Source organism: Brevibacterium sp. CSND-B09 (assembly GCF_052906525.1).
Genome location: NZ_JBREGI010000001.1, coordinates 1,810,588 through 1,832,444 on the forward strand (window position 1 = coordinate 1,810,588; position 21,857 = coordinate 1,832,444).

A 21,857-nucleotide genomic window follows, 5' to 3' on the forward strand; every position below is an offset into this window, starting at 1 on the left:
TGATGTGTGATCGCCGTGGCGGTATTCAGCCGTCGGTCTCCCGAACACCGGCCGCGGCACTCTCGCGTTCGGTGATCGTCGTGTTCGTCCGCGACCAGAGGTCCTTCTCTACTTCGCGGACGATCACGGTGATGTTCTCGTCGGCGGCTCCCGTCGTGGATGCGGCAACTTCATGAACTCCGGCGATGAGGGCACGCAGCTGTTCGGGAGTGCGCCCTCTCGCGATCGAGATATCGATGAGCGGCATGATCTCACCTGCCCAGCACGAAGGGATCTGCGACCGGCCCTTCGTCGGTGTTGATCCATACGCTCTTGAGCCTGGTGTACTCGTGCATCGACTCAAGACCGTGTTCGACCCCGACCCCGGAGTTCTTGAAACCCTGCCGAGGAGACATCGGCGACATCGCCCGATACATGTTGATCCACACGGTGCCAGCATCGAGTCGCTGCGACATCCTCATCCCGCGGGCGAGGTTCTGCGTCCACACCCCGGCAGCCAGTCCGTATTCGGTGTCGTTGGCCAGCCCGAGGACCTCCTCCTCGGTGTCGAAGGGCATGATCGCGGCAACCGGCCCGAAGATCTCCTCCTGGCAGATGCGCATATCGTTCGTCGTCTCCGTGAGAACGGTCGGTTCGAAGAAGTACCCGGGCAGACCGACATCGGGACGATTGCCCCCGTAGGCGATCTGTCCGCCTTCTTCCTCGCCGAGGCGGACGTATTCCTCGACCTTGTCCCGCTGAGCCGCGAAGGCGAGCGGTCCGAGCTCGGTGTCCTCGGCCATGGGATCGCCGATGACGATCGATGCCGCCCTAGCGGTGACCTTTTCAAGGAGTTCGTCGTAGACCCCGCGCTGGACGAAGACTCGAGACCCGGCGATGCAGGTCTGTCCGGCTGCGGCGAAGATGCCGGCGATGACGCCCATCGCCGCATTGGACACGTTCGCATCGTCGAAGACGATGTTCGGAGACTTTCCACCCAATTCGAGCGTCGATCCGATGAAGCGGCCGGCCGCGGACTTGGCGATGGCCGAACCCGTCCGGGTCGAGCCGGTGAATGAGATCTTCGCCAGCTGCGGTGCGTCGACGAGGGCCTGTCCCGCCTCGGCGCCGAGGCCAGTGACGACGTTGACGGCGCCGGCGGGGAAACCGGCCTCGTCCGCAAGTTCGGCCAGGCGCAGAATCGTTCGCGAGGTGTATTCGCTCGGCTTGATGACCGTGGTGTTCCCCGCCGCCAGCGCCGGTGCGAGCTTCGAGATCGTCAAGGTCATCGGCGAATTCCACGGCGTGATGAGTCCGACGACGCCGAGCGCCTCGCGCTGGGTGAAGTTGATGACTTCGGGCGAATTCGTAGGGATCTGCGATCCCTGCACCTTATCGGCCAGTCCCGCATAGTAGTAGAGGTATTCGGGCAGGCCCTGCAGCTGCCCCTTCATCTCGCGCAGGAGCTTGCCGTTGTCCTGACTCTCGAAACGGGCGAGCTCCTCGGCGTTCTGCCCGATGAGGTCGCCGAATCGGCGCAGCAGGTGCCCTCGCTGCGTCGGCGTGGTCCGTTGCCAAGCGGTGGAGTCGAAGGCTCGCTGCGCGGCCTCGACTGCCTGTGCGATATCGGCGCCTGTGCCGCGAGCGAAGCTGTAGAGCGTCTCAAGGGTCGCAGGGTTCGTGCTCTCGAGGTATTCCCCGTCGGCGGGTGCGCGATGCTCCCCTCCGATGAAATGGTCGAGTCGCGTAGTCATCATCGACTCCCTTCTGTGTGGTTGATCAGGGCGCGGAGGTGATCGGTGAGCACCTCAGGGTGGGTGACGGGCAGCATGTGGCGTGCGCCGGAGACGATCGCGACCCGTGTGTCCGGAATCCGGTTCGCGATCCTCTCGCTCATCTCCGGAGTCGATCCCGGGTCGAGTTCGCCGGTGATCGCCAAGGTCGGTGAGCTGATCGCATTCAGCTTCGATTCGAGCTCCCGGTCGCCCGCCGCGAAGACGGCATAGGCGTGGCGGTAGGAATCGGGGTCGTTGGCCAGAAGCACAGGCCGCGTCTCGTCCCGCAGCGTTTCGGAATCTCCCTCATCTTCCGGGAACCATCGGTCGAGTGCTCGTTCCATGCTGCCGCGGAAGTCCGACTCCGCTCCTTCGAGTCGCCCCTGCACTGCGGCAGATTCCTCCTGCGTGCGAGCGCACACGGAACTCACGCAGGTGAGGCTGCGCACGCGCGTCGGCTCCTCGATCGCGATCTGCTGGGCGACGAGCGAGCCGAGGGAGAACCCCACGAGGTGCACTTGACCGGCCGGCATCCGTGCGAGCACATCAGATGCCATCGCCGCCAGGTCCGTGGGGCCGGTCAGCGGCGGCTGCGCACCGTGTCCGGGCAGGTCGATCGCCGAGGCGGTCCTGGACAGCAGTGCTTCGACCCGTGACCATACCGTGCGGTCGAGACCGACCCCGTGGAGCAGCACGACCGGGACTTCATCGTCTGTCGGCATCGTCCGTCTCGTTTCCTACTGCTCGGTCGAGAGCGAAGCGAGTCGCTGCTGCGGGCGACCGCCGGTGGAGCCCGCGAGTGCAATGAGGATCTCGCCGGGGTGCGGAGCGTCCGCGACCCTCCACTCGAAGGTCTGGTGATGAGACCGGATCGTCGCGTCGGTGAAGTGCTTCAGAGGGATGTCGAAGACAGCTCCGGCCTCGCCGCGCTTCTCCACAGCCGGCAGAAGAGTCGAGGCCTGCGCGGCGTCGCGGAAGTGGTTGCCGAACTTGAGGGTGTGGATGAGTGCCGAACCGTGCTCGATCTCTCCCGAGAGTCCGACGATCGCGGCCTTGCCATAGGCCTCGAGCGTGCCGCCCAGAGCCTCCATGACCCGTGGAGCGAGAACAGCGCCGAGTTCGCTCGCCGTCGCGTCGATTCCCGGGCCGAGGTCCTCAACGAAGCCCTGCCCATGCCAAGGGTTCTCGATGACTGCCGCCACGGCAGCCACAGTGATGACGGGGTCCGTTCGCCGTCCGCCTTCGGCCAGGATCTCTTCGGTCACCGTCGTGATCTTGCGAATATTCATTTCGTCAGTCCTTTCAGGATTTCGGTGGTCACAGCACCGTCGGTGCGACGGTCGCCGATGCGGGCGAAGGGCCTCGGCCCCGTTGAGGCCGCCGCAATCACACAGAGTTCGTCAGCCTTCGGAGCATCGGCAAGTCGCAGGTCGATGGTCTGATAGTGGTCTCGCGAGGTGGCGTGGGTCTTGTGCCACATCGGCACCCTGATCGATGCCGAAGGACCCGATCGACCGTCGGCGAAGCAGAGAACAGAAGTGCCTTCAAGCATCTCTCGCATGATATTGCCGAAGTACGGAGTGTGGATGAGAGCCCCAGCGTGCTCAAGTTCTCCATCGACACCGACGACGGCACCCTTGCCGAAGGCCTCGATCGCAGAAGCCGGCCCGAGCGCGTCAAGCAGTCTGTCGGTGAGCACTTTTGCGAGCACCGGTGCAACCTGTTCGGCAGCCGGCGCCAGATCGGCCTGCGTGTCCGTGCCCGCCCAGGGATTGGCGAGCACGGCGATGGCGGCCGCCTGCGTCAACGGGGCATCCGGCGAGGCTCCGCCGTCGGCGATGATCTCTTCACGCTGCACGGTGATCGATCGGACACCGAGACGCCAGGCGAGCTCGTCGAAATCAGCCGGCAGCTCATCGAAATCATTCAATCGATCGAGGCTGGGCTTCTGTGCTCCGAGGCCCGGCTTCTGCAGCCGTGTCGGGGTGGTTGTCATGCGTCCTTCTCTCGAGTTTGTTGCATACAAGGAATCTACTTGCATGCATCGAAGCATGTCAATAGCTCTCTTAGATTGCGCGTTTTACGAGTTTTTCACGATCTATTGACGAATGCATCACACTCTATCTACGCTATCTAGCATGCAACAGATCACGATTGAACAGCTCAAGACAGAAATCCGCGCAGTGTGGCACGAGGCCTGGGACAGCGGGCGCACCGATGCGCTCGATTCGCTCTTCACCGACGACTACCAGCGAGTGTCAGCCAACTCCGGTCGGACCATGACCGCCGAGGAGACGAAGGCCGAGATCAATGAGATCCGCGCCGCCTTCCCCGACCTCACAACGACGATCGACCACATCCTCATCGAAGGCGACCAGGGCGCGATCTACTGGCACTCGGAGGGCACTTTCACCCAGCCGCTCAACGACGTTCCGCCCACAGGACAGCCGGTGACGACGCACGGTTCCAATCTCATCCGCCTCGAAGAGGGCCGGATCGCCCGCGAAGAGGTCACCTGGGATGCCCACGAGCTCCTGGCCGATCTGGGCCTGAAGTCCCTGTCCTCGGCATTCGAGGCTCAACCCGAAGTCGTCACCGATGACCTCTCCGGAGAGCCCTCGGCCGATGCCCTCAAGGCCTTCAACCGTCAGTTCATCACCGGCGTCACCGTCGTCACCACCACAGACGAGGACGGCAAGCCGCGCGGCCTCGCGGTCAACTCCTACAATTCGGTCTCTCTCGACCCGCCGCTCGTGCTCGTCTGCGTACAGAAGACCTCGTCGACGTATCCCGCGCTCTTCCGCTCAACGCACATGGGCATCAACATCATGAGCCGGAATCAGCGGGACACCATCGGCACGTTCGCGTCCAAAGCCGCAGACAAGTTCGCCGAGCTCGACTGGCACAAGGGAGCCAGCGGCTCTCCACTCATCGACGGCTCAGCAGCATCGATCGAAGTCGAGATCAAGGAGCGCTTCCAAGCGCTGACCCACACGGTCTTCATCGGACGTGTCCGCAGTGCCGAGGCATCCGAGGACGAGCCGATGATCTACAAAGCCGGTCGCTTCTTCGACAGCGAAGATCTCACCTCTCTCAACTGATCTCGCCCCGCCCTGGCGAACTCCGATACCGCCCGAACCCCTCTCCCTACGACACACGAAGAAGTGGAGTCCTGATGTATTCCGAACCCGACCATGACCCCAACGTTGACGATGACAGTGGGGAACGGAGCGGACACCGCCGCGCACAGCTGCCCGGCAGCGGTCTCGACTCTCTGACCGGGCCGAGCCCGGCCGTACGCTATGCCGATTCCATGCGGCACCGACCTGGACGCGTCTTCTGGATCTCGATCCTCGGTGTCGGCACATTCACGTTGTGGGGAGTCCTCTCTCCCGACGGCATGGCTGCGGCGATGACCACTGCCATGGATGCTGTCGCAGCGAAGGTGGGATGGGTCTATCTCGTCCTCACTCTCGGGTGCATCGGCCTCCTCGTCTACCTCGGTTTCGGTCGTTTCGGCCGAGTCCGCCTCGGCGCTGACGATGATCGCCCCGAATACAGCACTTGGGCCTGGCTGACGATGATTCTCTCCGCGGTGATGGGCATCGGTCTCATCAGCTACGGTGTGGCCGAACCGATCACCCACTTCACCACCCCTCCGCATGGGCTCGCCGACCCCGGCACCAACGAAGCCGCCGTACGTGCTCTGCAGTTCTCCTACTTCGACTGGGGACCGCATGCCTGGGCCGTGTTCGGTGTCTTCGGCCTCGCCATCGCCTACTCGACTCACCGGCGCGGCAACACCGGACTGATCTCCCCGATGCTGCGGCCACTGTTCGGCAAGGCAATGGACGGCTGGCTGGGAAATGTCATCGACATCCTCGCCGTCATCGCCACGCTGTTCGGCACGACCACGTCGCTCGGCCTCGGTGCCTCGCAGATCAGCGAGGGCCTCAACCGAGTCTTCGGAATCCCGAACGAGCTATTCGTTCAGATCATCATCATCCTCGGCATCACGGTGGTCTTCACGCTCTCGGCACTCTCGGGAGTCAACCGCGGGATCAAGTTCCTCAGCCAGACGACGGCCGTGCTCTCGATCTTCCTCGGCCTCTTCGTCCTCATCGTCGGGCCGACCGGGTTCATCGGAAACCTCTTCTTCCGCTCGACGGGTGAGTACCTCAACGACTTCTTCAAGGTCAGCCTGCTCACTCCGCTGGTCTCGGGTGACGTCGAGTGGTACCAGTACTGGACCTACTTCATGATGGCCTGGTGGCTGAGCTGGGGCGCTTTCGTCGGCGTCTTCCTCGCGAAGATCTCGAAGGGGCGGACCGTCCGCGAATTCGTCCTCGGCGTCATGGGCATTCCCAGTCTTGTCTTCTTCGTCTGGTTCACGATCTTCGGAGGCACCGCGATCAAGATCGACATGGACGGTGATGGCGGGATCGGCGCGGCAGCGGCCGAAGATGTGAATTCGGCGTTCTTCGAGACCCTCGAACATCTGCCCTGGGTGGGCCTCACCTCGGTGATCGCGATTCTTCTCGTCGTCCTCTACTTCGTCTCGGGTGCGGATGCGAACACATTCGTGCTCAGCATGCTCACGTCTCGCGGCACGCTCGAGCCGAGCCGATGGGTGCTCGCCGTCTGGGGTGCGCTCACGGGAACATCGGCGATGGTCCTCTTCTTCGCCGGAGGACTCGCGGCACTTCAGCAAGCGGCGATGCTCTCCGCCCTGCCGTTCGCGGTCATCGTGGCGCTGCTCGGCTACTGCATCGTCAAAACGCTGCACGAGGATCAGACGATGGATGCGTACCGCACGGTGCGGCGCAGGGACCTCGAAACTGGCGGGACAGGCACGCGCGGCGAAGAGTCCGTTGATATCGATGACACCACCGTCAAGCCGGCACCCGCCGCCGACTGACCCCGCTGGCAGACTCCACCGACTCAGACGGAATCTCGAAAAATGGTCGCAATCGGATACTTTCAGGACGACCTCCTGAGTATCCGATTGCGACCACTGTTTTGTGCCAGAGGTGTCAGCGCTTCTCCTCGTCTTCCAGCCGCGCAAACGCCAGGTGGGCGAGCGCTGCAGCCTGATCCCCGAGCAGCCCGTCGTCGAAGACCACCCTGGGTGAGTGGTTCGTCTCGGCGTCCGGGTCGATGCCCTCGGGTGTTGCGCCGAGGAACACGAATGTGCCCGGCACTTTCTGCAAGACGAATGAGAAGTCCTCGGACCCCATCCGCGGATGCTCCATCTCGACGACCCGCTCGGACCCGAATACTGAGCCCAGTCGCTCGAGCACGACCGTCGACTCGGCAGGGTTGTTCACGGTCACGGGGAATCCCACTTGGAAGTCCACCTCGGCGGTGCAGCGGTGAGCCCGGGCGATGTTCTCGGCGATCTCCGTCACCCGCTCCTGCAGCAGGGCCACAGACTCGGCGGAGAGGAAGCGGATGGAGGCGGTGAGCTTCGCCGAGTCCGGGATGACGTTGCTGGCCTGCGCGGCTTCGAGCTGAGTGACCGAGACGACGACGGGATCGAAGATGTCGAAGGACCGACCGGTCATCGTATTCAGGGCCAGCACCACCTCGGCGAGCGCCGGCACGGGGTCGCGGGTCGCCTGCGGTTGACTGCTGTGTCCGCCCGCCCCGTGGATGGTCAGGTTGAGGTCGGCGAAGCCGGCCATGAGCGGCCCGCCCTTCGTCGTGAAGCGACCTCGAACGTCGGCTTCGACGTGGATGCCGTAGGCCGCGACGACCGGGACACCGGCGGCTTCGAGCACGCCCTCGGCGATCATCGGCTCGGCCCCGCCTTCGACCTCCTCGGCGGGCTGGAACATGAAGATGATCGATCCGGGGATCTCCTCGCGGTGGGCGGCGAGCAAGCGTGCGGCGCCGACAAGCCCCGCCGTGTGCAGGTCGTGACCGCACGCGTGCATGTTCCCGTTCTCAGAGGCGAAGTCGAGGCCGGTGTCCTCGACGACCGGCAGCGCGTCCATGTCGCCGCGCAGCAGCACCGCGGGCCCGGGTTTCCCGCCCTTGAGGACGGCCACCACCGAGGTGAGCGACTCCCCCGTGGTGATTTCAAGTCCCAGCCCGGCGAGCTCATCGAGCACCGTCCGCTGCGTGAAAGGAAGGTCGAATCCCAGTTCGGGGTTCGCGTGCAGCTTCCGTCGCAGGGAAATGAGATCGCCGAGGTGACCCTGAGCTTCGGTGCGGAAATCTGGGGTGGTCATGGGGCTCCTCATCGTGTGGGTGGCGTGCGGTTCGGTTCGACCGGTTCCGGTCGACTGCTGTTACCAATCTATGCCCTGCGGTGGTCAACGCACCCTTGTTGCCGGTCTGCACGGGCAAGTAATGTTGATTACCCACGTCACTCAACGAGGAGACCGAGCGTGCGCATCATCATTACTCAGAACATCACCCTCGACGGTCGTGTCGAGATGCTCGACGACTGGTTCGATCCGCAGGCCCAGGACGAAGAGCTCTCGGCCGAACTCATGCGGCAGTCCGCGAACGAGGACGTGCTGCTGCTCGGTCGGCAGACCTTCGAGGACTTCCGCGGCTATTGGCCGAACGCCACCGATGACACCACCGGAGTCGCGGACCACCTCAATCAGGTCGACAAACGCGTCGTGTCTTCGACGTTGACCGAACCGGGCTGGCAGAACACACAGATCATCAGCTCCGATCCGCTGCGCGCGGTCGCTGACCTGCGCGAGGCACCGGGACGCGATGTCATCGTCACCGGCAGCATCACCCTGGCCCACGAACTTATCGCGGAGGGACTCGTCGATGAGTATCGGATGTTCACCTATCCGGTATGGCAGGGTCGCGGACGCGGTTACTTTCACGACGGCGCGCACTCGGCCAGACCGCCGCGCCTCAAGCTCATCGATGCGAAGTCCTTCCCGAGCGGCATCACCTACTCGGCCTACGAGCCGAGCGCCTGAAGCACCATACGGCAGGACCGAGCGCCAGAGCCCGCGGACGGCACTTGCCCCTGTCTTCAGTCCGCGTGAGTGCGTTCGAAGTCCTTGCCCCACTCGTTCATCGCCTCGACGATCGGTTGAAGGCTGCGTCCCAGATCGGTCAGTGAGTACTCGACGCGCGGCGGCACTTCCGGATAGACGGTGCGCAGAACCAGACCGTCCTCCTCGAGCTCGCGCAGCTGCCTGGTGAGAGTCTTCGTGTTCGCCAAAGGCACCAGTCGCCCGAGTTCGTTGAACCGGCGAGTTCTCTCGAGCAGATGCTTGATGACAGTGAGCTTCCAGGTGCCGCCGACCGCCGAGACTGCCACCTCGACAGGGCACACCTCCATCGCGCGCCGGACCGGCAACCGCATAGGCACCTCCGCAGGGACAGAAATGTCCGTACTAGACGCTCGTACTCTAAGCACCCACGATGGAGACATGCAATACGATGACACCCGTTCGACCGTCCTCTGGCTGAGTGCCCACCCCGAACCACGTTCGCTCAACGGAAGCTTGCGCACGATCGGAATCGAGCATCTGCGCACACTCGGCCACGCCGTCGTCGAATCCGATCTCTATGCCATGGAATGGGACCCGGTGGTGCGTCCGCGCGATGCCAGCATCCACTCATCGGATCGGTTCCGCATCAGTGCCTACAGCCGCGCTGCGCACCTCGCCGGCACCCAACCTGACGCGATCGTCCGCGAGCAGGAGAAGCTGCGACGGGCAGATGCGCTCGTCATTCAGTTCCCGCTGTGGTGGTACGGGATGCCGGCGATCCTCAAAGGCTGGTTCGACCGAGTCTTCGTCAGCGGCTTCGCCTTCGGCACCGACGAGACTACCGGACGACGGCTCCGCTTCGAGCAAGGACCTTTCACCGGCAAACGCGCGCTCGTCATCACCACACTCGGAGATCGTCCGCACGCCATCGGCCCCCGCGGGAAGTCCGGAGAGCTCAGCGAACTCCTCTTCGGCCTCCTGCACGGGACCTTCGCCTACACCGGCATGAGCGTTCTCGAACCGTTCGCCATTTCCAGCGCCGACCGTATCGACGACCTGACGCCGATCCGCTCCCGACTGACAGACCGCCTCGGCGAGCTCTTCACTGCCCCGACGATCCCCTACCGGCCGCAGTTCACCGGCGAGTACACCACCGATTGGGAACTCGCGCCCCACCTGTGCCCCGGAGAGCACGGGCTGCGGATCCACACCGCCTGCTGACCGGACGCTCAATACAGATCCGTCGTCCGTCGCACTATCGAAAGGCCCACCGAACCCATGAGCACAAGTGCCGTCGAACCCTTCCACCTCCATCTCCCGCAGTCCGAAATCGATGACCTCAACCGCAGGCTCACCTCTGCCCGCCTGCCCGAAGCAGAGACCATCGCGAGCCAGATACCGGCACCGGGACCTGGCCGGTGGTCCCAGGGTGTCCCGCTCACCGACCTCGTCGACCTCGTGGACTACTGGCGAACCGACTATTCGTGGCGAAACTTCGAGACTCGGCTCAACGAGATCGGCCAGTTCCGCACCGTCATCGACGGACTCGGAATCCACTTCCTCCACCGCCGGTCCTCGCGACCCAACGCAACCCCGTTGGTCCTCACCCATGGGTGGCCCGGCAGCATCGCCGAATACGTCGATGTCATCGACGAACTAGCCGAACCGACCGATCCCGAGGCACCGGCGTTCCACTGCGTCGTTCCCTCACTGCCGGGTTTCGGATTCAGCGACAAGCCGAGCAGCACCGGCTGGTCGACGGAGAAGATCGCCGAAGCCTGGGTGACGCTCATGAGCAGGCTCGGTTACGACCGCTTCGCAGCCTTCGGCGGTGACTGGGGAGGGGTGATCACCACGATCCTCGGCGGACGCTTCCCCGACCATCTCATCGGAATCCACACCACCTACGCCCCTGGCGTCCCCGACGCATCACTCGACGAGCTGACAGCAAGCGAGCGCGCATGGGCCGAAGACGCTGCAGACTTCTGGGCCAATCGGGCCGCATATGCCCATCAGCAGGCCACCCGCCCACAGACCATCGGATACGGCCTCGTCGACTCGCCGGTCGGACAACTGGCGTGGATCCTCGACAAATTCGCCGAATGGACGGACACCCGCGACAGCCCCTTCGAGAAGATCTCACGGGACCGACTGCTCGATAACGTCTCTCTGTACTGGCTGATGCGCACCGGTGCCTCCTCGGCGCGCATCTACTTCGAAAGCCACGACTCCCTCGACCCCGATCTGCGAGTCGACGTTCCCACGGCTATCACGATGTACCCCTGCGATATCGAAAGGTATCCGCGCGCATTGTCACAGCATCGCTACCGGCGCATCGTCCGCTGGCAGGCGGCCCCGAAAGGCGGACACTTCCCGTCCCTCGAAGCACCGCACGAGTTCCTCGCTGACCTCAGGGCCGGTCTGACGGCAATCCTCACGCCGTGCGGAACATGACTTTCCGGCCGTCGGGGTCCTCGACCGTGACGACGACATCGTCGACCGCCACGAGCGGAGTGCCGGCGTTCTTGATCCGTTCGAGGAACTCCGCCTGATCCGGGATCCGGAAGTACAGGTGCGTGAGATTCGACTCCGTCACCGGCGGGAACGCATAGTCGGCGAACGCCTCGGCCGAGTGCAGAGCCACCTGCACTCCCCCGGCCTCGACGACGAAGTAGGAGTACTCCTCATCGCCCTCGGTCGTCAGCGGCAGCCCCGCGATCTCGCGATAGAAGGCGGCGGTCGCCTCGGCGTCTGTGCAGGTGAGGAACACTCCGCGAAACGTCGATTCCATGGCCAACTCCCTTCGCTGCGGATGGCACGGACCGTGCTCCGTACGATTCCGGTAGCCGCAGTGTATCCGCCGAGGCGGCCGACCGTCAGTGCCCGATCGACGAATCCGAGACGAACAGAAGATACCCGGGGCCTCCCCGATCCTGCCGACCGCAATCGTCCTTGCCAAGCGACGCACATACTCCACACATTCTTCGGGGAGTCGGCACTGTTAGCCTGGCAGGCTGAAACCGATGAGCAGGAGTGAATGTGCGAACGAACCGGTGGCTGCTGGGCCTGGCCATGTCCGTCTCCGTGGTGGCGTTGGCCGCCTGCGGAAGTCAGGGCGACGAAGCAAAGCCGAAGGAGTCCTCGGCCGCGGCCGAACAGTCCCCCGGCGCCGACTCCGCGCAGGGCCAGAAGGACCAACAGGGCCAGCAGGGCAAACCGAACACGAAGGACATTCCGAAGGTCGTGGCCGAGGTCAACGGTGAGAAGATCCTCAAGGACGATTTCGTTCCCCTCTTCGAAACCCAGTATCAGCAGATGCAGATGCAGGCTCAGCAGTCCGGACAGCCGGTCGATGAGAAGGGCCTGAAGAAGCAGACGGTCGAGAACCTTGTGAGCACCGAAGTGCTCGTCCAGGAAGCCGACAAGCGCAAGATCGACGTCTCGGACAAGGACATCGACAAGGGGCTCAAGGAATCCGCGAAATCGGGACAGATGAGCGAGAAGGACTTCCTCAAAGCCATGAAGGACCAGGGCATGGACGAGGAGAACGTCCGCTCGGAGCTGAAGAACCAGCTGAAGATCGAGGGCCTCGTCGAGGACGAATACGGTGAGTTCGAGGTCAGCGGCGAAGAGATCGGACAGGCCTACGAACAGGCGAAGTCCCAGCAGGAGCAGATGGCGCAGCAGGGTGGCCAGGGCCAGCAGGAGATGCCGCCGATCGAGGACATGCGTCCCCAGCTCAAGGAACAGGTGAAGAACCAGAAGTCTCAGGAAGCAACGCAGAAGTTCGCGAAGAAGCTGCGTAAGCAGGCCGACGTCACGATCCACCTCTGAGCCCCGAGAGCCACGGACGACATCCCACTTGGCAAGAAATTGCCGCCTTTTCTCAAGAAAATGCTGAGTGTTCCTCGCATTTCTCTTGTGTGGAACTTACTCTGAGGTGGACTCTCCGGTCGGTCAACTGACCGCCGGCCGCACCTGCCGTCCGCTGACCGGTGTCGACGGTGACACGAGTTCCACTGCAGAAAAGGACTTCCCGTGGCTTCCATTCTCACGCGCTCGGCGATCGTCGCGCCGAAGAACTTCAACCGGTGGCTGATCCCACCGGCCGCTCTGGCCATCCACCTGTGCATCGGCCAGGTCTACGCATTCAGCGTCTTCAAGATCCCCTTCATGTCGCACTTCGACGCCGGTGAGGTCTCGATCGGCTGGATCTTCTCGATCGCGATTCTCATGCTCGGCATCTCCTCTGCCGTCTTCGGCCCCTGGGTGGAGAAGAACGGCCCCCGCGCCTCGATGGTCGCGGCCGGAACCTGCTGGGTCGTCGGCTTCTTCATCGCCTCGCTCGGCATCATGACCGGGCAGCTGTGGCTGGTCTACCTCGGCTACGGAGTCATCGGCGGAATCGGTCTGGGCATCGGCTACATCTCCCCGGTCTCGACCCTGATGAAATGGTTCCCTGACCGTCCGGGCCTGGCCACGGGACTGGCCATCATGGGCTTCGGCGGCGGTGCCCTCATCGCCAGCCCGATGTCGAACCAGCTCATGGCCCTCTTCGGCGGCGGCTCCGACCCGGAACACCTCGTCGCCGGTCTGACGCCGACGTTCGTCACCCTCGGCATCGTCTATGCCGTGGTCATCGCCGCCGGCGCCTTCGTCATCCGCGTCCCCCACCCCGAATGGACCCCGAAGGGCTTCGACCCCTCGAAGGTCGAGGCGAAGCCGATGCAGACGAAGGGCAATGTCTCCGTCCGCAACGCCATCCGCACCCCGCAGTTCTGGCTGCTGTGGGTCGTCCTGTTCCTCAACGTCACCGCGGGCATCGGCATCCTCGAGAACGCCGCCCCGATGATCCAGTCCTACTTCGGCATCACCGCGGCCGCAGCAGCCGGTTTCGTCGGTCTGCTCTCGATCGGCAATATGGGCGGCCGGTTCATCTGGTCGACGACCTCGGACTACCTGGGTCGAAAGAACAACTACATGATGTACCTCGGCGTCGGTGCGATCCTCTACCTCGTCGTCGCCCTCTTCGGCGGCGGCTCGATCTTCCTCTTCGTGCTCGCCACCCTCATCATCATCTCCTTCTACGGCGGCGGCTTCGCCACGATCCCCGCCTACCTCAAGGACCTCTTCGGCGTCTACCAGGTCGGAGCCATCCACGGTGCCCTGCTCACCGCCTGGTCGGCGGCCGGTGTGGCCGGTCCGCTCATCGTCAACTCAGTCGTCGAGGCCGGCGAGGTGGCAGGGAAGGAAGGCCCCGAGCTCTACACTCCGGGAATGTTCATCATGGTCGGCGCGCTGGTCATCGGCTTCATCGCCAATGTGCTCGTCCGCCCGGTCAGCGAGAAATACTTCGAACGTGAAGAGGACGTCGCCGCCAAGCAGGCCGCCGCCCTCGAAGAGAACTGAAGGAAGGGTCAGATCATGAACGATTCCACCCCCGTAGCCCACGTCCCCGACTCCGGATCGCCGCAGTCCCCCGTCGGCGGCGCCTATAAGGCCGTCGGCTCCGTCCTCACCGTTGTCGTGGTCGGCGGCCTCCTCTGGGGCCTGTCTCTGACCGTAGTCAAGGCCGTCGCGATCTTCACCGGCTGAGACTCCCTCAGGCAGGAACTTCGCCGAGGCGGTTCCCCACCCTCACCTCGCCGAGGCGGCACCCACGCAGCCGCCCACCCGCCGTCCTCGACGCGGGCCCCCCTTCCGATCCCCGGCAGAACCATGGTTCTGCCGGGGATCGGTCGTCTTCAGTCATGGTCGGACCGGCCGTGGACAGCCCTGCTGTGACCCCCGACCGTCTTCCTCCCCCTCAGTGAAGAATCTTCGCCGGCCCCTTGCCACCGAATAACTTAAGTGCTTAACTTACAGCATGGATCTCGCTCATGAACTCCACGACCTGGTCCGCACACTCGACCGGTGGGCGGAGCAGATGCTGCGCCCCGAGGGACTGACCTACAACCAGTACGTCGCCCTCGTCATCCTCGGCCAGCACCCCGGCATCACCGGGCGCACGCTCTCGAAATCACTCGGCGTCACCGAGGCGGCCGGATCCGGGATCGTCAAAGCCTTGCTGACCGACGGCCTCATCACCAACGGCACGACTCCGGGATCCGGCAATCGCAGGGAACTGCGCCTCACCTCGGCGGGGGAAGACAAGAGCGGGCACTGCGCACGCCTGCTCGGACACTCCCTCGACGACAATGCCCGAGCGATCGGCATCGACCCGAACTCTCTGGCCTCCACGATCCGCGACCTCCACGACGAGGTCCGCACCATCCGCTCCGAGACCCCGAAGGACCACTCATGACCCTCATCCTCGCCGCCCTCGCGGCCGCCTGCGGATTGGCTCGGCTCGCCCTCTTCATCGCTCTCCACCTCGTCAAGAGCGAGTACTCGATGGTCAGCCACGCCGTCAGCGACTATGCGGTCGGTTCAACCCGGCGCCTGAGCAGCGCGATGACCTGGGTGACGGTGCCGTTCTGGGGATTGCTCGCCGCGGCGGTCGTCGTCGGCTTGCCGGATTGGGAGGATTCGACGTTCGTCAGCATCGCCCTCGCGGTCCTCGCGATGATCTTCCTCGCCCTGCCCTTCGTCCCCACCGATCTGGAAGGCGAGAAGCTGACCACGATCGGGCGACTGCACTATCTCATGGCTATCGCCTGGTTCGCCCTCAGCTACGCCTGCATGGGCAACTTCGTGCGACTCTTCTCCGCCGAGGGACCGGCACCCTTGGCACAGCTCCTCCAGGTGATCTCGTGGTTCGCACTCGTGTCCCTCATCGTCAGCGTCGCCGTGCTCATCATCAAGCCCCTGCGCCCGAAGTTCTTCGGCATTGCCGAACGCATCTTCATCCTCTCGGTCAACCTCTTCTACATCGGCGCCGCGATCGGCATCATCGTCATCGCCGGCTGATCGGCTCAACCCTCTCAGCCCTCGACTGACAAAGTCGAAGCTTCGCTCCAGCTGCGCCACAGCTTGGCCACAGCGTGCGGGTACTCAATAGGAATCACAGAGCACTTCCGCAGAACGGAGAAAGGCACAGACCATGAACGAGTCGAAGCGCATGAGGTCAGCACAGATGGCGACCGGCGCTGGGTACAACGGTGAGAACGCATTCGGCACCGAGACGACGGCAGCATCCGTCACCCGATCCCGCCCCCGGAGGCGTCGACTCGCCCTGGCCGTCACCGGAGCGGCAGCGGCGCTGGCGCTGAGCATCGGAACGACTGCAGGTCTGCCGGCCGCCGCGGCGGCCCATGCCCGCACGGTCGCGGGCGTGACCACCGAGTCAGCCATCCCCTTTACCGGGCAGCCGACCGACCCCAGCCAGGGCAGCGGGCAGAGCGGCAACAGCCAAGGGGGAAGCGGGCAGAACGGAACACAGTCCCCGAACTTCGGACAGGGAAACGGCGGCCAAGGCAGCTACGGCGGAGGCACCGCTCCCGGCGGCTCACAGTCCCCTGACACCGGCCAGGGCAGCGACGGCTCGTCCCAGCAGGAGGCCAGCCCGGCGAGTGAGAAGGAGTCGACCGGCGTCGTCCTCATCGACACCGAGCTCGGCTATGAGAACGCCGAGGCGGCTGGCACCGGCATCGTGCTGAGCAAGGACGGTCTCGTGCTGACGAACAACCACGTCATCGCCGATTCGACGAAGATCTCCGTCACCGTAGCCACCACCGGCAAGACCTACGAGGCCTCCGTCGTCGGCTCCGATTCGACGGAGGACGTCGCCGTGCTCCAGCTCAAGGGCGCCTCGGACCTGCAGCCGGCCACGGTCGACGACGACTCGGTCACGGTCGGTGACGACGTCACCGCCGTCGGCAATTCCGAAGGACAGGGACAGCTGCAGGCCGCCGACGGCACGGTCACCGACCTCGGCGCCTCCGTCACCACCACCGCTCAGGGCTCCGAGGATTCGGAGACGCTGAACAATATGATCCAGGTCCAGGCCGATATCGTCTCGGGCGATTCGGGTGGGGCGCTGCTCGATGACGAAGGCGAGGTCGTCGGCATGAATACCGCGGCCTCGTCGGGATCGGCCACCGTCACCGGCTTCGCCATCCCGATCGAGTCGGCGCTGTCCACGGCCGAGTCGATTATCGACGGCGAGCAGACGAGCACGAACACGCTCGGCTATCCGGCGTTCCTCGGCATCGGGGTCCAGCAGGATTCGCAGAGCGGACAGTCGGGTCAGTCGGGCCAGGGCAGCCAGTCGATCCAGCCGGGAGCCGGCAGTTCGAACGGCCAGTCGGGCCAAGCCGGCCAGTCAGGTCAGTCAAGCCAGTCGGGCTCGTCGTCGCAGGCCGAAGGAGCAGTCGTCGCCGGAGTCTATGAGGACACCCCCGCCGCCGAGGCGGGACTGACCGCCGGAGACACGATCACCCGGATCGGCTCGACCCAGATCACCGACGGCACCGCACTGTCGGAGGCAATCGCCGAGCACAAGCCCGGTGACACCGTGTCGCTGAGTTGGACGGACGCCGACGGTCAGACCCACAGCGCGAATGTGACTCTGACCGAGGGTCCCGCGGCCTGAGCCGGAGATTGCCCAACCACCCCGGGCGAGACGTAAGATCGGGCCATGCCCGGACACGAAGACGCCTCGCCCGCGGAGGGGGCGGCCCAGACTCAGCAGAATCACGGACGCGTCGACTGGCCGACGATCCTGCGCAATATCGCACTCGCTCTCGTCGTTCTGGCCGGAGTATGGGCGGTCTTCAATGTTCGCCTGCCCTCGGTCGATGTGCTGCAGGCCGATATCGCGGCCGCCGGATTCTGGGGCTTCGCCGTCTTCGTCCTCATCTATATGGCCGTCGCCGCCACCCCGATCCCCGTGACGATCATGGCCACCGCCGGAGGACTCATCTACGGGCTGCCGTTCGGCACCATTCTGTCGATGGTCGGAGTCGTCGCGGGATGCTGGATCGGCTACTGGATCGCTCGGGCGCTCGGCCGGGACACTGTGCTGCGGCTGCTCGGCTCCCATGCCGAGACGATCGAATCCAAGCTCACCGGCGGCGGCTTCTACGCAGTGTGCGCCCTGCGCCTCATGCCCGGGTTCCCGTATTGGCCGGTCAACTACGGCAGCGGAGCACTGGGCATCGACAACCGCACATTCCTCAGCGCCACCATCATCTCGTCCCTGCCGGGTCAGCTCTCCCTCGTGGCCGTCGGCGCCTTCATCGGGGAGCCGAATGTCCTCAACGGCATCGGCGTGGGCATCTCCTGGGCACTGGTCATCACGCTGACGATCATCACGATGCGCCGCTGGAAGCGCACCCGAGACGCCGAACACGCACAGGCAGAGACGCCTGAACTCCCTGAGTCTTAGTCGAAGTTCGGCTTTCGACGCTCCTGGAACGCCGTGAACCCTTCGGCGTAGTCCGGGGTCTGCCGCGCTGATTCCTGCAGGGCCGCCTCTTGGGCGAGCACCTCGGCGAGGTTCGGGCGTTCGTCGGCGAGTTTCTGCACGAAGCCCTTCTCCATCGCGAAGGCCTCGGCCGGTCCGGTGACGATCTTCTCCAGCTTCGATTCGACGAAGTCGGTCAGTTCCACGGCGGGAACCGCACGGGAGACGATCCCGGTGGCGGCCGCCTCGGCGCCGGTCATGAAATCACCGGTGACGATGAGATCCATCGTCCGGTGATAGCCGACCCGGTCGAGGAACACGTGGTGGGCGCCGGAATCGAGCATCGCACCGATTGCGGCGAACGGGGACCCGAACTTCGCATCATCGGCGGCGAAGATGATGTCGGCTGCCGCCGCGACCCCGTACCCGAGCCCGAGGGCCGCCCCCTGGACCTGGGCGATCACGGGGATCGGCAGCGCCCTGATCGCCTGGAAGACGGGGGCGAAGATCTCGGCGAGGAAGGCGTGGGCGTCATCCGTCTCGACGTCGACGTTCGCGATGTCGCGACCGGAGCAGAAGACCTTGCCCTCTCCGCGGATGAGGAGGACGCGGACGTTCGGGACCGCCTCGGCGACCTTGGCCACGGCGGCCGCGATGTCGCGGAGGTTGTCCGCGTCGAGGGCGTTGCGGGACTCGGGTCCGTCGAGGACGAGCTCGGCGATCGGGCCGCGGTTCTTCAGTTGGATCTCGGTCATGGATGCTCCTTTGCGTGTCCTGTCAGTGTGGTGCGGCCGGTGCCCGCCGGGCGGGCGTCCTTGGTCACCAGGTGTAGAAACCCTGTCCGGTCTTGCGGCCGAGTTCACCGGCGGCGACCTTGTCCTTCAGTATCTGCGGGGGTGTGAAGCGCTCACCGATCTCCGCTGCGAGGTGCTCGGCGATGCCGAGGCGCACATCGAGGCCGACGATGTCCGTCGTCTTCAGCGGCCCGGCCGGATGCCGGTAGCCCAGCGTCATGGCCCGGTCGATGTCTTCCGCGCTGGCGACGCCGTCTTCGACCATCCGCATCGCTTCCAAAGCGAGAGCCACGCCGAGGCGGGAGGAGGCGAATCCGGGCGAGTCCTTCACCGTGATCGCCGTCTTCCCCAGCCCCGTCACCCAATCCTTGGCGACGTCGACGAGCTTGGGATCGGTGTGGGTGCCGACAACGACCTCGACGAGCTCGGACACGGGCACCGGGTTGAAGAAGTGCAGGCCGATGAGCGCCTGCGGCCGCGGCAGGGCTGCGGCGAGCTCGTCGATCGACAGCGCCGAGGTGTTCGTGCCGATGCTCGCAGCAGGAGCGTGCTTCGCGATGGTCGCGAGCACCTCCTGTTTGAGTTCGACGACCTCGGGCACGGCTTCGACGACGAGGAGCGCCTCGTCGAGCAGGGTGGGGTCGCGGTCGACGACGACGGTTCCGGGCACTTCGATGCCCTTCGTCTGCGACTTCTCGACCGAGGCGTCGATGCGTTCCCGGGCGGCGGCCACGGTGTCGTCGGTGTTCTCGATGACGACGACCCGAGCACCGGCGGTGGCGAAAGCATGCGCGATTCCGGCACCCATCCGACCGCCTCCATAGACGCCGACGACGTCGGGGACGCGGGCGGTGGTGGGGGCCGCCTCGGCGGAGGTGTCTGTGGTGTCGCTCATGCGTTGTCGCCTTCTTCTCGGGTGCGCGGATCGCGCTGCTGATCGATCGCTTCGGTGGTCACGGCTTCGGCGCGGGCACGCTCGGCCGCTTCCTGCTCGGCCGCCTTCTTCGCTTTCTTGGCCTCGCGTTTGGACAGGAACGCGTCCATGCGGGCGAACTTCTCATCGGTTTCGAACAGCACGGCCTGGGCCACATTGTCGATGAGGGGATGGGCTTCACGCGGTGCGTGGAACGCCGACTTGCTCAGCCGCACGGCCAGGGGTGCGAAGCTCGCAATCCGGTCGGCCAGCGCCTGACCGGCGAGTTCGAGATCCTCGGGATCGACGACGTCATTGAGCAGACCGATCGCCTTGGCTTCGTCGGCCTGCAGGGTGCGCCCGGCCAGGAGGATCTCCTTGGCGCGGGGTTCGCCGACGAGTTCGCGCAGACGCCACGCGGCTCCGGCTGCGGCGAGGATGCCCAGACCGGTCTCCGGGTTGCCGATCTTCGTCGACGGGGTGCCGATGCGGAAGTCCGCGGCGAAGGCGAGCTCGGCTCCGCCGCCGAGGGCGAATCCCTCAACGAGCGCGATGACCGGCATCGGCAGCTCCTGGATGCGGGAGAAGATCTTCGAGTTGATCCCGGCCAGGGCATCATCGCGGCGACGATTGCGCAGCTGCGAGATATCGGCACCTGCGGCGAAGATGCCGGAGGTGCCAGTGAGGATCGCGACCTTCGGTTCGGCCTCGAGTTCGGCACACACCGCGTGGAGGGCATCGACCATCGACTGGTCGATGGCGTTGCGGACCTCCGGCCGGTTGAGGCGGATGATCGTGCGGTCGGAATGGCGTTCGATGAGCAGCGGGGAGGCGGAATCATTCACACCGGGTGCGCCGTTCGTGTCCCCGCCGTTGCCGCCGGCGCTCACACGCGCTCCAGCAGCAGCGCCGAACCCTGGCCGACGCCCACGCACATGGTCGCCAGTCCCTTCTTCGCCCCGGCCTGCTCCAGGCGGTTGAGCAGGGTCAGAGTGATGCGGGTGCCCGAGCAGCCCAGCGGGTGGCCGAGCGCGATCGCTCCGCCGAAGCCGTTGACGGTCTCCGGGTCGAGGCCGAGGTCGCCCATGCACGCCAGCGACTGGGAGGCGAAGGCCTCATTGAGTTCGACAGCCTCGAGTTCGCCGACCTTCCACCCGGTGCGCTCGAGCACCTTCCGGGTCGCGGGGACGGGTCCGATGCCCATGATCTCCGGGGACACACCGGCATTGGCACCGGCGACGATCCGGGCGCGCGGGCTGAGTCCGTGCTTGTTCGCATAGTCCTCGGACACGAGCACGACGACGGCGGCACCGTCATTGAGCGAGGAGGAGTTTCCGGCGGTGATGACGCCCCCGGGTCCGTGGATGGGGCGCAGCTTGCCGAGCTTCTCCAACGTCGAATCGCGCGGACCCTCATCGGCGGTGACTTCTCCGATGGGCAGGATCTCCGGGCCGAAGCTGCCGGCCTTCTGCGCGGCCAGCGCCTTCTGATGGGACTGATAGGCGAATTCGTCGAGGGCTTCACGGCTCAGCTGCCACTTCTCGGCAACGCGTTCGGCCGTCTGCGGCATCGACAGAGTCGTGTCTTCACCGAAAGCGGGGTTCGTGAACCGCCAGCCGATGGAGGTGTCCCAGGTCCGGCCCGGCTTCGACCACGCACGCGAGGGCTTCTCGCTCACCCACGGGGCTCGAGTCATCGATTCGACTCCGCCGGCCACGACCACATCGGCATCTCCCGCGGCGATCATCGCCCGTGCCGTCGTGATCGCGGTCATCCCCGAGGCGCACAGACGGTTGACGGTGAACCCGGGCACGGATTCGGGCAGTCCGGCCAGGAGCACGGCCATGCGCGCGATGTTCCGGTTGTCCTCACCGGCCTGGTTCGCCGAGCCGAGGATCACCTCGTCGATATCGGTCGGGTCGATGCCCGCCCGCTCGACGACGGTCTTCATCGTGGTCGCCACGAGGTCGTCGGGCCGCTGGTCGGCCAGTGCACCCCCGTAGCGTCCGATGGGGGTGCGCAGTCCGTCCAGAATGAATGCCTCGGGCATGGGTCTCCTCGCTGAAGAGTTCGGGTAGG

Annotated in this window: 24 protein-coding genes; 12 read left to right on the forward strand and 12 right to left on the reverse strand. The window is 65.0% G+C overall.

The annotated features are described in order from the left end of the window. Nucleotides 1–25: 25 nt before the first annotated feature. Genes ACU4IU_RS08185 through ACU4IU_RS08205 form a run of 5 tightly spaced genes read right to left on the reverse strand, consistent with a single transcriptional unit; the run spans nucleotide 26 to nucleotide 3,750 of the window. Nucleotides 26–247, reverse strand: a complete 222-nt coding sequence (locus tag ACU4IU_RS08185; RefSeq protein ID WP_139467772.1) for a tautomerase family protein — start codon at nucleotides 245–247, stop codon at nucleotides 26–28. A gap of 4 nt (nucleotides 248–251) precedes the next feature. Further along, nucleotides 252–1,733, reverse strand: coding sequence for an aldehyde dehydrogenase (locus ACU4IU_RS08190; protein ID WP_172173483.1), 1,482 nt, complete (start codon nucleotides 1,731–1,733; stop codon nucleotides 252–254). Further along, entirely contained in the window at nucleotides 1,733–2,476 is a 744-nt protein-coding gene (locus ACU4IU_RS08195) for an alpha/beta fold hydrolase (RefSeq protein ID WP_172172890.1), read from the reverse strand. The genes ACU4IU_RS08190 and ACU4IU_RS08195 overlap by 1 nt, the downstream gene beginning before the upstream one ends. A 15-nt stretch (nucleotides 2,477–2,491) precedes the next feature. Beyond that, complete coding sequence (locus ACU4IU_RS08200; RefSeq protein WP_172172892.1) at nucleotides 2,492–3,043, reverse strand: amino acid synthesis family protein; 552 nt, start codon at nucleotides 3,041–3,043, stop codon at nucleotides 2,492–2,494. Then, nucleotides 3,040–3,750 (reverse strand): amino acid synthesis family protein, encoded by a 711-nt coding sequence (locus ACU4IU_RS08205; RefSeq protein ID WP_172172894.1) that lies wholly within the window; start codon nucleotides 3,748–3,750, stop codon nucleotides 3,040–3,042. Before ACU4IU_RS08205 ends, ACU4IU_RS08200 begins: the two co-directional genes overlap by 4 nt. A 142-nt stretch (nucleotides 3,751–3,892) precedes the next feature. Between ACU4IU_RS08205 and ACU4IU_RS08210 the strand changes: the two genes are divergently transcribed. Together ACU4IU_RS08210 and ACU4IU_RS08215 are read left to right on the forward strand one after the other, a co-directional pair. Beyond that, nucleotides 3,893–4,855: a flavin reductase gene (locus ACU4IU_RS08210; RefSeq protein WP_139467767.1), complete on the forward strand. Its 963-nt coding sequence runs from the start codon at nucleotides 3,893–3,895 to the stop codon at nucleotides 4,853–4,855. Nucleotides 4,856–4,929: 74 nt separating this feature from the next. Beyond that, nucleotides 4,930–6,672 carry a BCCT family transporter gene (locus tag ACU4IU_RS08215; RefSeq protein WP_172172896.1) on the forward strand — a complete coding sequence of 581 codons (1,743 nt, stop codon included), beginning with the start codon at nucleotides 4,930–4,932 and terminating at the stop codon, nucleotides 6,670–6,672. A gap of 115 nt (nucleotides 6,673–6,787) precedes the next feature. Here the strand turns inward: ACU4IU_RS08215 and ACU4IU_RS08220 are convergent, their stop codons facing one another. After that, complete coding sequence (locus ACU4IU_RS08220; RefSeq protein WP_172172898.1) at nucleotides 6,788–7,987, reverse strand: M20 metallopeptidase family protein; 1,200 nt, start codon at nucleotides 7,985–7,987, stop codon at nucleotides 6,788–6,790. Nucleotides 7,988–8,146: 159 nt separating this feature from the next. Between ACU4IU_RS08220 and ACU4IU_RS08225 the strand changes: the two genes are divergently transcribed. Further along, entirely contained in the window at nucleotides 8,147–8,704 is a 558-nt protein-coding gene (locus tag ACU4IU_RS08225; protein ID WP_139467764.1) for a dihydrofolate reductase family protein, read from the forward strand. A 56-nt stretch (nucleotides 8,705–8,760) separates the two neighbouring features. On the opposite strand, the gene ACU4IU_RS08230 is transcribed toward ACU4IU_RS08225, so the two are convergent. Further along, the gene (locus ACU4IU_RS08230) at nucleotides 8,761–9,051 is read right to left on the reverse strand and encodes a winged helix-turn-helix transcriptional regulator (RefSeq protein ID WP_446656400.1); all 291 of its coding nucleotides are present in this window, start codon (nucleotides 9,049–9,051) and stop codon (nucleotides 8,761–8,763) included. A 112-nt stretch (nucleotides 9,052–9,163) separates the two neighbouring features. On the opposite strand from ACU4IU_RS08230, the gene ACU4IU_RS08235 reads away from it, so the two are divergent. Further along, nucleotides 9,164–9,946 carry an NAD(P)H-dependent oxidoreductase gene (locus tag ACU4IU_RS08235; protein WP_446656401.1) on the forward strand — a complete coding sequence of 261 codons (783 nt, stop codon included), beginning with the start codon at nucleotides 9,164–9,166 and terminating at the stop codon, nucleotides 9,944–9,946. A 57-nt stretch (nucleotides 9,947–10,003) separates the two neighbouring features. Further along, entirely contained in the window at nucleotides 10,004–11,179 is a 1,176-nt protein-coding gene (locus ACU4IU_RS08240; RefSeq protein WP_446656402.1) for an epoxide hydrolase family protein, read from the forward strand. Here the strand turns inward: ACU4IU_RS08240 and ACU4IU_RS08245 are convergent. Beyond that, nucleotides 11,160–11,516 carry a VOC family protein gene (locus ACU4IU_RS08245; protein ID WP_446656403.1) on the reverse strand — a complete coding sequence of 119 codons (357 nt, stop codon included), beginning with the start codon at nucleotides 11,514–11,516 and terminating at the stop codon, nucleotides 11,160–11,162. The two genes, ACU4IU_RS08240 and ACU4IU_RS08245, sit on opposite strands and share 20 nt — an antisense overlap. 248 nt (nucleotides 11,517–11,764) lie before the next feature. Between ACU4IU_RS08245 and ACU4IU_RS08250 the strand changes: the two genes are divergently transcribed. The 7 genes from ACU4IU_RS08250 (at nucleotide 11,765) to ACU4IU_RS08280 (ending at nucleotide 18,053) form a co-directional block, all read left to right on the forward strand. Then, nucleotides 11,765–12,559: a SurA N-terminal domain-containing protein gene (locus ACU4IU_RS08250; protein WP_446656404.1), complete on the forward strand. Its 795-nt coding sequence runs from the start codon at nucleotides 11,765–11,767 to the stop codon at nucleotides 12,557–12,559. Nucleotides 12,560–12,763: 204 nt separating this feature from the next. Then, nucleotides 12,764–14,134: an L-lactate MFS transporter gene (locus tag ACU4IU_RS08255; protein WP_446656405.1), complete on the forward strand. Its 1,371-nt coding sequence runs from the start codon at nucleotides 12,764–12,766 to the stop codon at nucleotides 14,132–14,134. 15 nt (nucleotides 14,135–14,149) lie between these two features. After that, nucleotides 14,150–14,320: a hypothetical protein gene (locus ACU4IU_RS08260; protein WP_172172908.1), complete on the forward strand. Its 171-nt coding sequence runs from the start codon at nucleotides 14,150–14,152 to the stop codon at nucleotides 14,318–14,320. 271 nt (nucleotides 14,321–14,591) lie between these two features. After that, nucleotides 14,592–15,029, forward strand: a complete 438-nt coding sequence (locus ACU4IU_RS08265) for a MarR family winged helix-turn-helix transcriptional regulator (protein WP_446656406.1) — start codon at nucleotides 14,592–14,594, stop codon at nucleotides 15,027–15,029. After that, nucleotides 15,026–15,634: a DUF998 domain-containing protein gene (locus tag ACU4IU_RS08270; RefSeq protein WP_446656407.1), complete on the forward strand. Its 609-nt coding sequence runs from the start codon at nucleotides 15,026–15,028 to the stop codon at nucleotides 15,632–15,634. The genes ACU4IU_RS08265 and ACU4IU_RS08270 overlap by 4 nt, the downstream gene beginning before the upstream one ends. 133 nt (nucleotides 15,635–15,767) lie before the next feature. After that, nucleotides 15,768–17,258 (forward strand): S1C family serine protease, encoded by a 1,491-nt coding sequence (locus ACU4IU_RS08275; protein ID WP_446656408.1) that lies wholly within the window; start codon nucleotides 15,768–15,770, stop codon nucleotides 17,256–17,258. A 45-nt stretch (nucleotides 17,259–17,303) separates the two neighbouring features. After that, nucleotides 17,304–18,053, forward strand: a complete 750-nt coding sequence (locus ACU4IU_RS08280) for a TVP38/TMEM64 family protein (RefSeq protein WP_446656409.1) — start codon at nucleotides 17,304–17,306, stop codon at nucleotides 18,051–18,053. Here ACU4IU_RS08280 and ACU4IU_RS08285 read toward each other — a convergent pair. From ACU4IU_RS08285 to ACU4IU_RS08300, 4 genes are all read right to left on the reverse strand, one after another. Beyond that, nucleotides 18,050–18,826 carry an enoyl-CoA hydratase/isomerase family protein gene (locus tag ACU4IU_RS08285; RefSeq protein ID WP_139467755.1) on the reverse strand — a complete coding sequence of 259 codons (777 nt, stop codon included), beginning with the start codon at nucleotides 18,824–18,826 and terminating at the stop codon, nucleotides 18,050–18,052. The two genes, ACU4IU_RS08280 and ACU4IU_RS08285, sit on opposite strands and share 4 nt — an antisense overlap. A 64-nt stretch (nucleotides 18,827–18,890) precedes the next feature. Beyond that, nucleotides 18,891–19,760: a 3-hydroxyacyl-CoA dehydrogenase family protein gene (locus ACU4IU_RS08290; RefSeq protein ID WP_446656410.1), complete on the reverse strand. Its 870-nt coding sequence runs from the start codon at nucleotides 19,758–19,760 to the stop codon at nucleotides 18,891–18,893. Beyond that, entirely contained in the window at nucleotides 19,757–20,668 is a 912-nt protein-coding gene (locus tag ACU4IU_RS08295; RefSeq protein ID WP_446656411.1) for an enoyl-CoA hydratase/isomerase family protein, read from the reverse strand. Before ACU4IU_RS08295 ends, ACU4IU_RS08290 begins: the two co-directional genes overlap by 4 nt. Further along, entirely contained in the window at nucleotides 20,665–21,828 is a 1,164-nt protein-coding gene (locus ACU4IU_RS08300; protein ID WP_446656412.1) for a thiolase family protein, read from the reverse strand. The genes ACU4IU_RS08295 and ACU4IU_RS08300 overlap by 4 nt, the downstream gene beginning before the upstream one ends. Nucleotides 21,829–21,857: the final 29 nt, after the last annotated feature.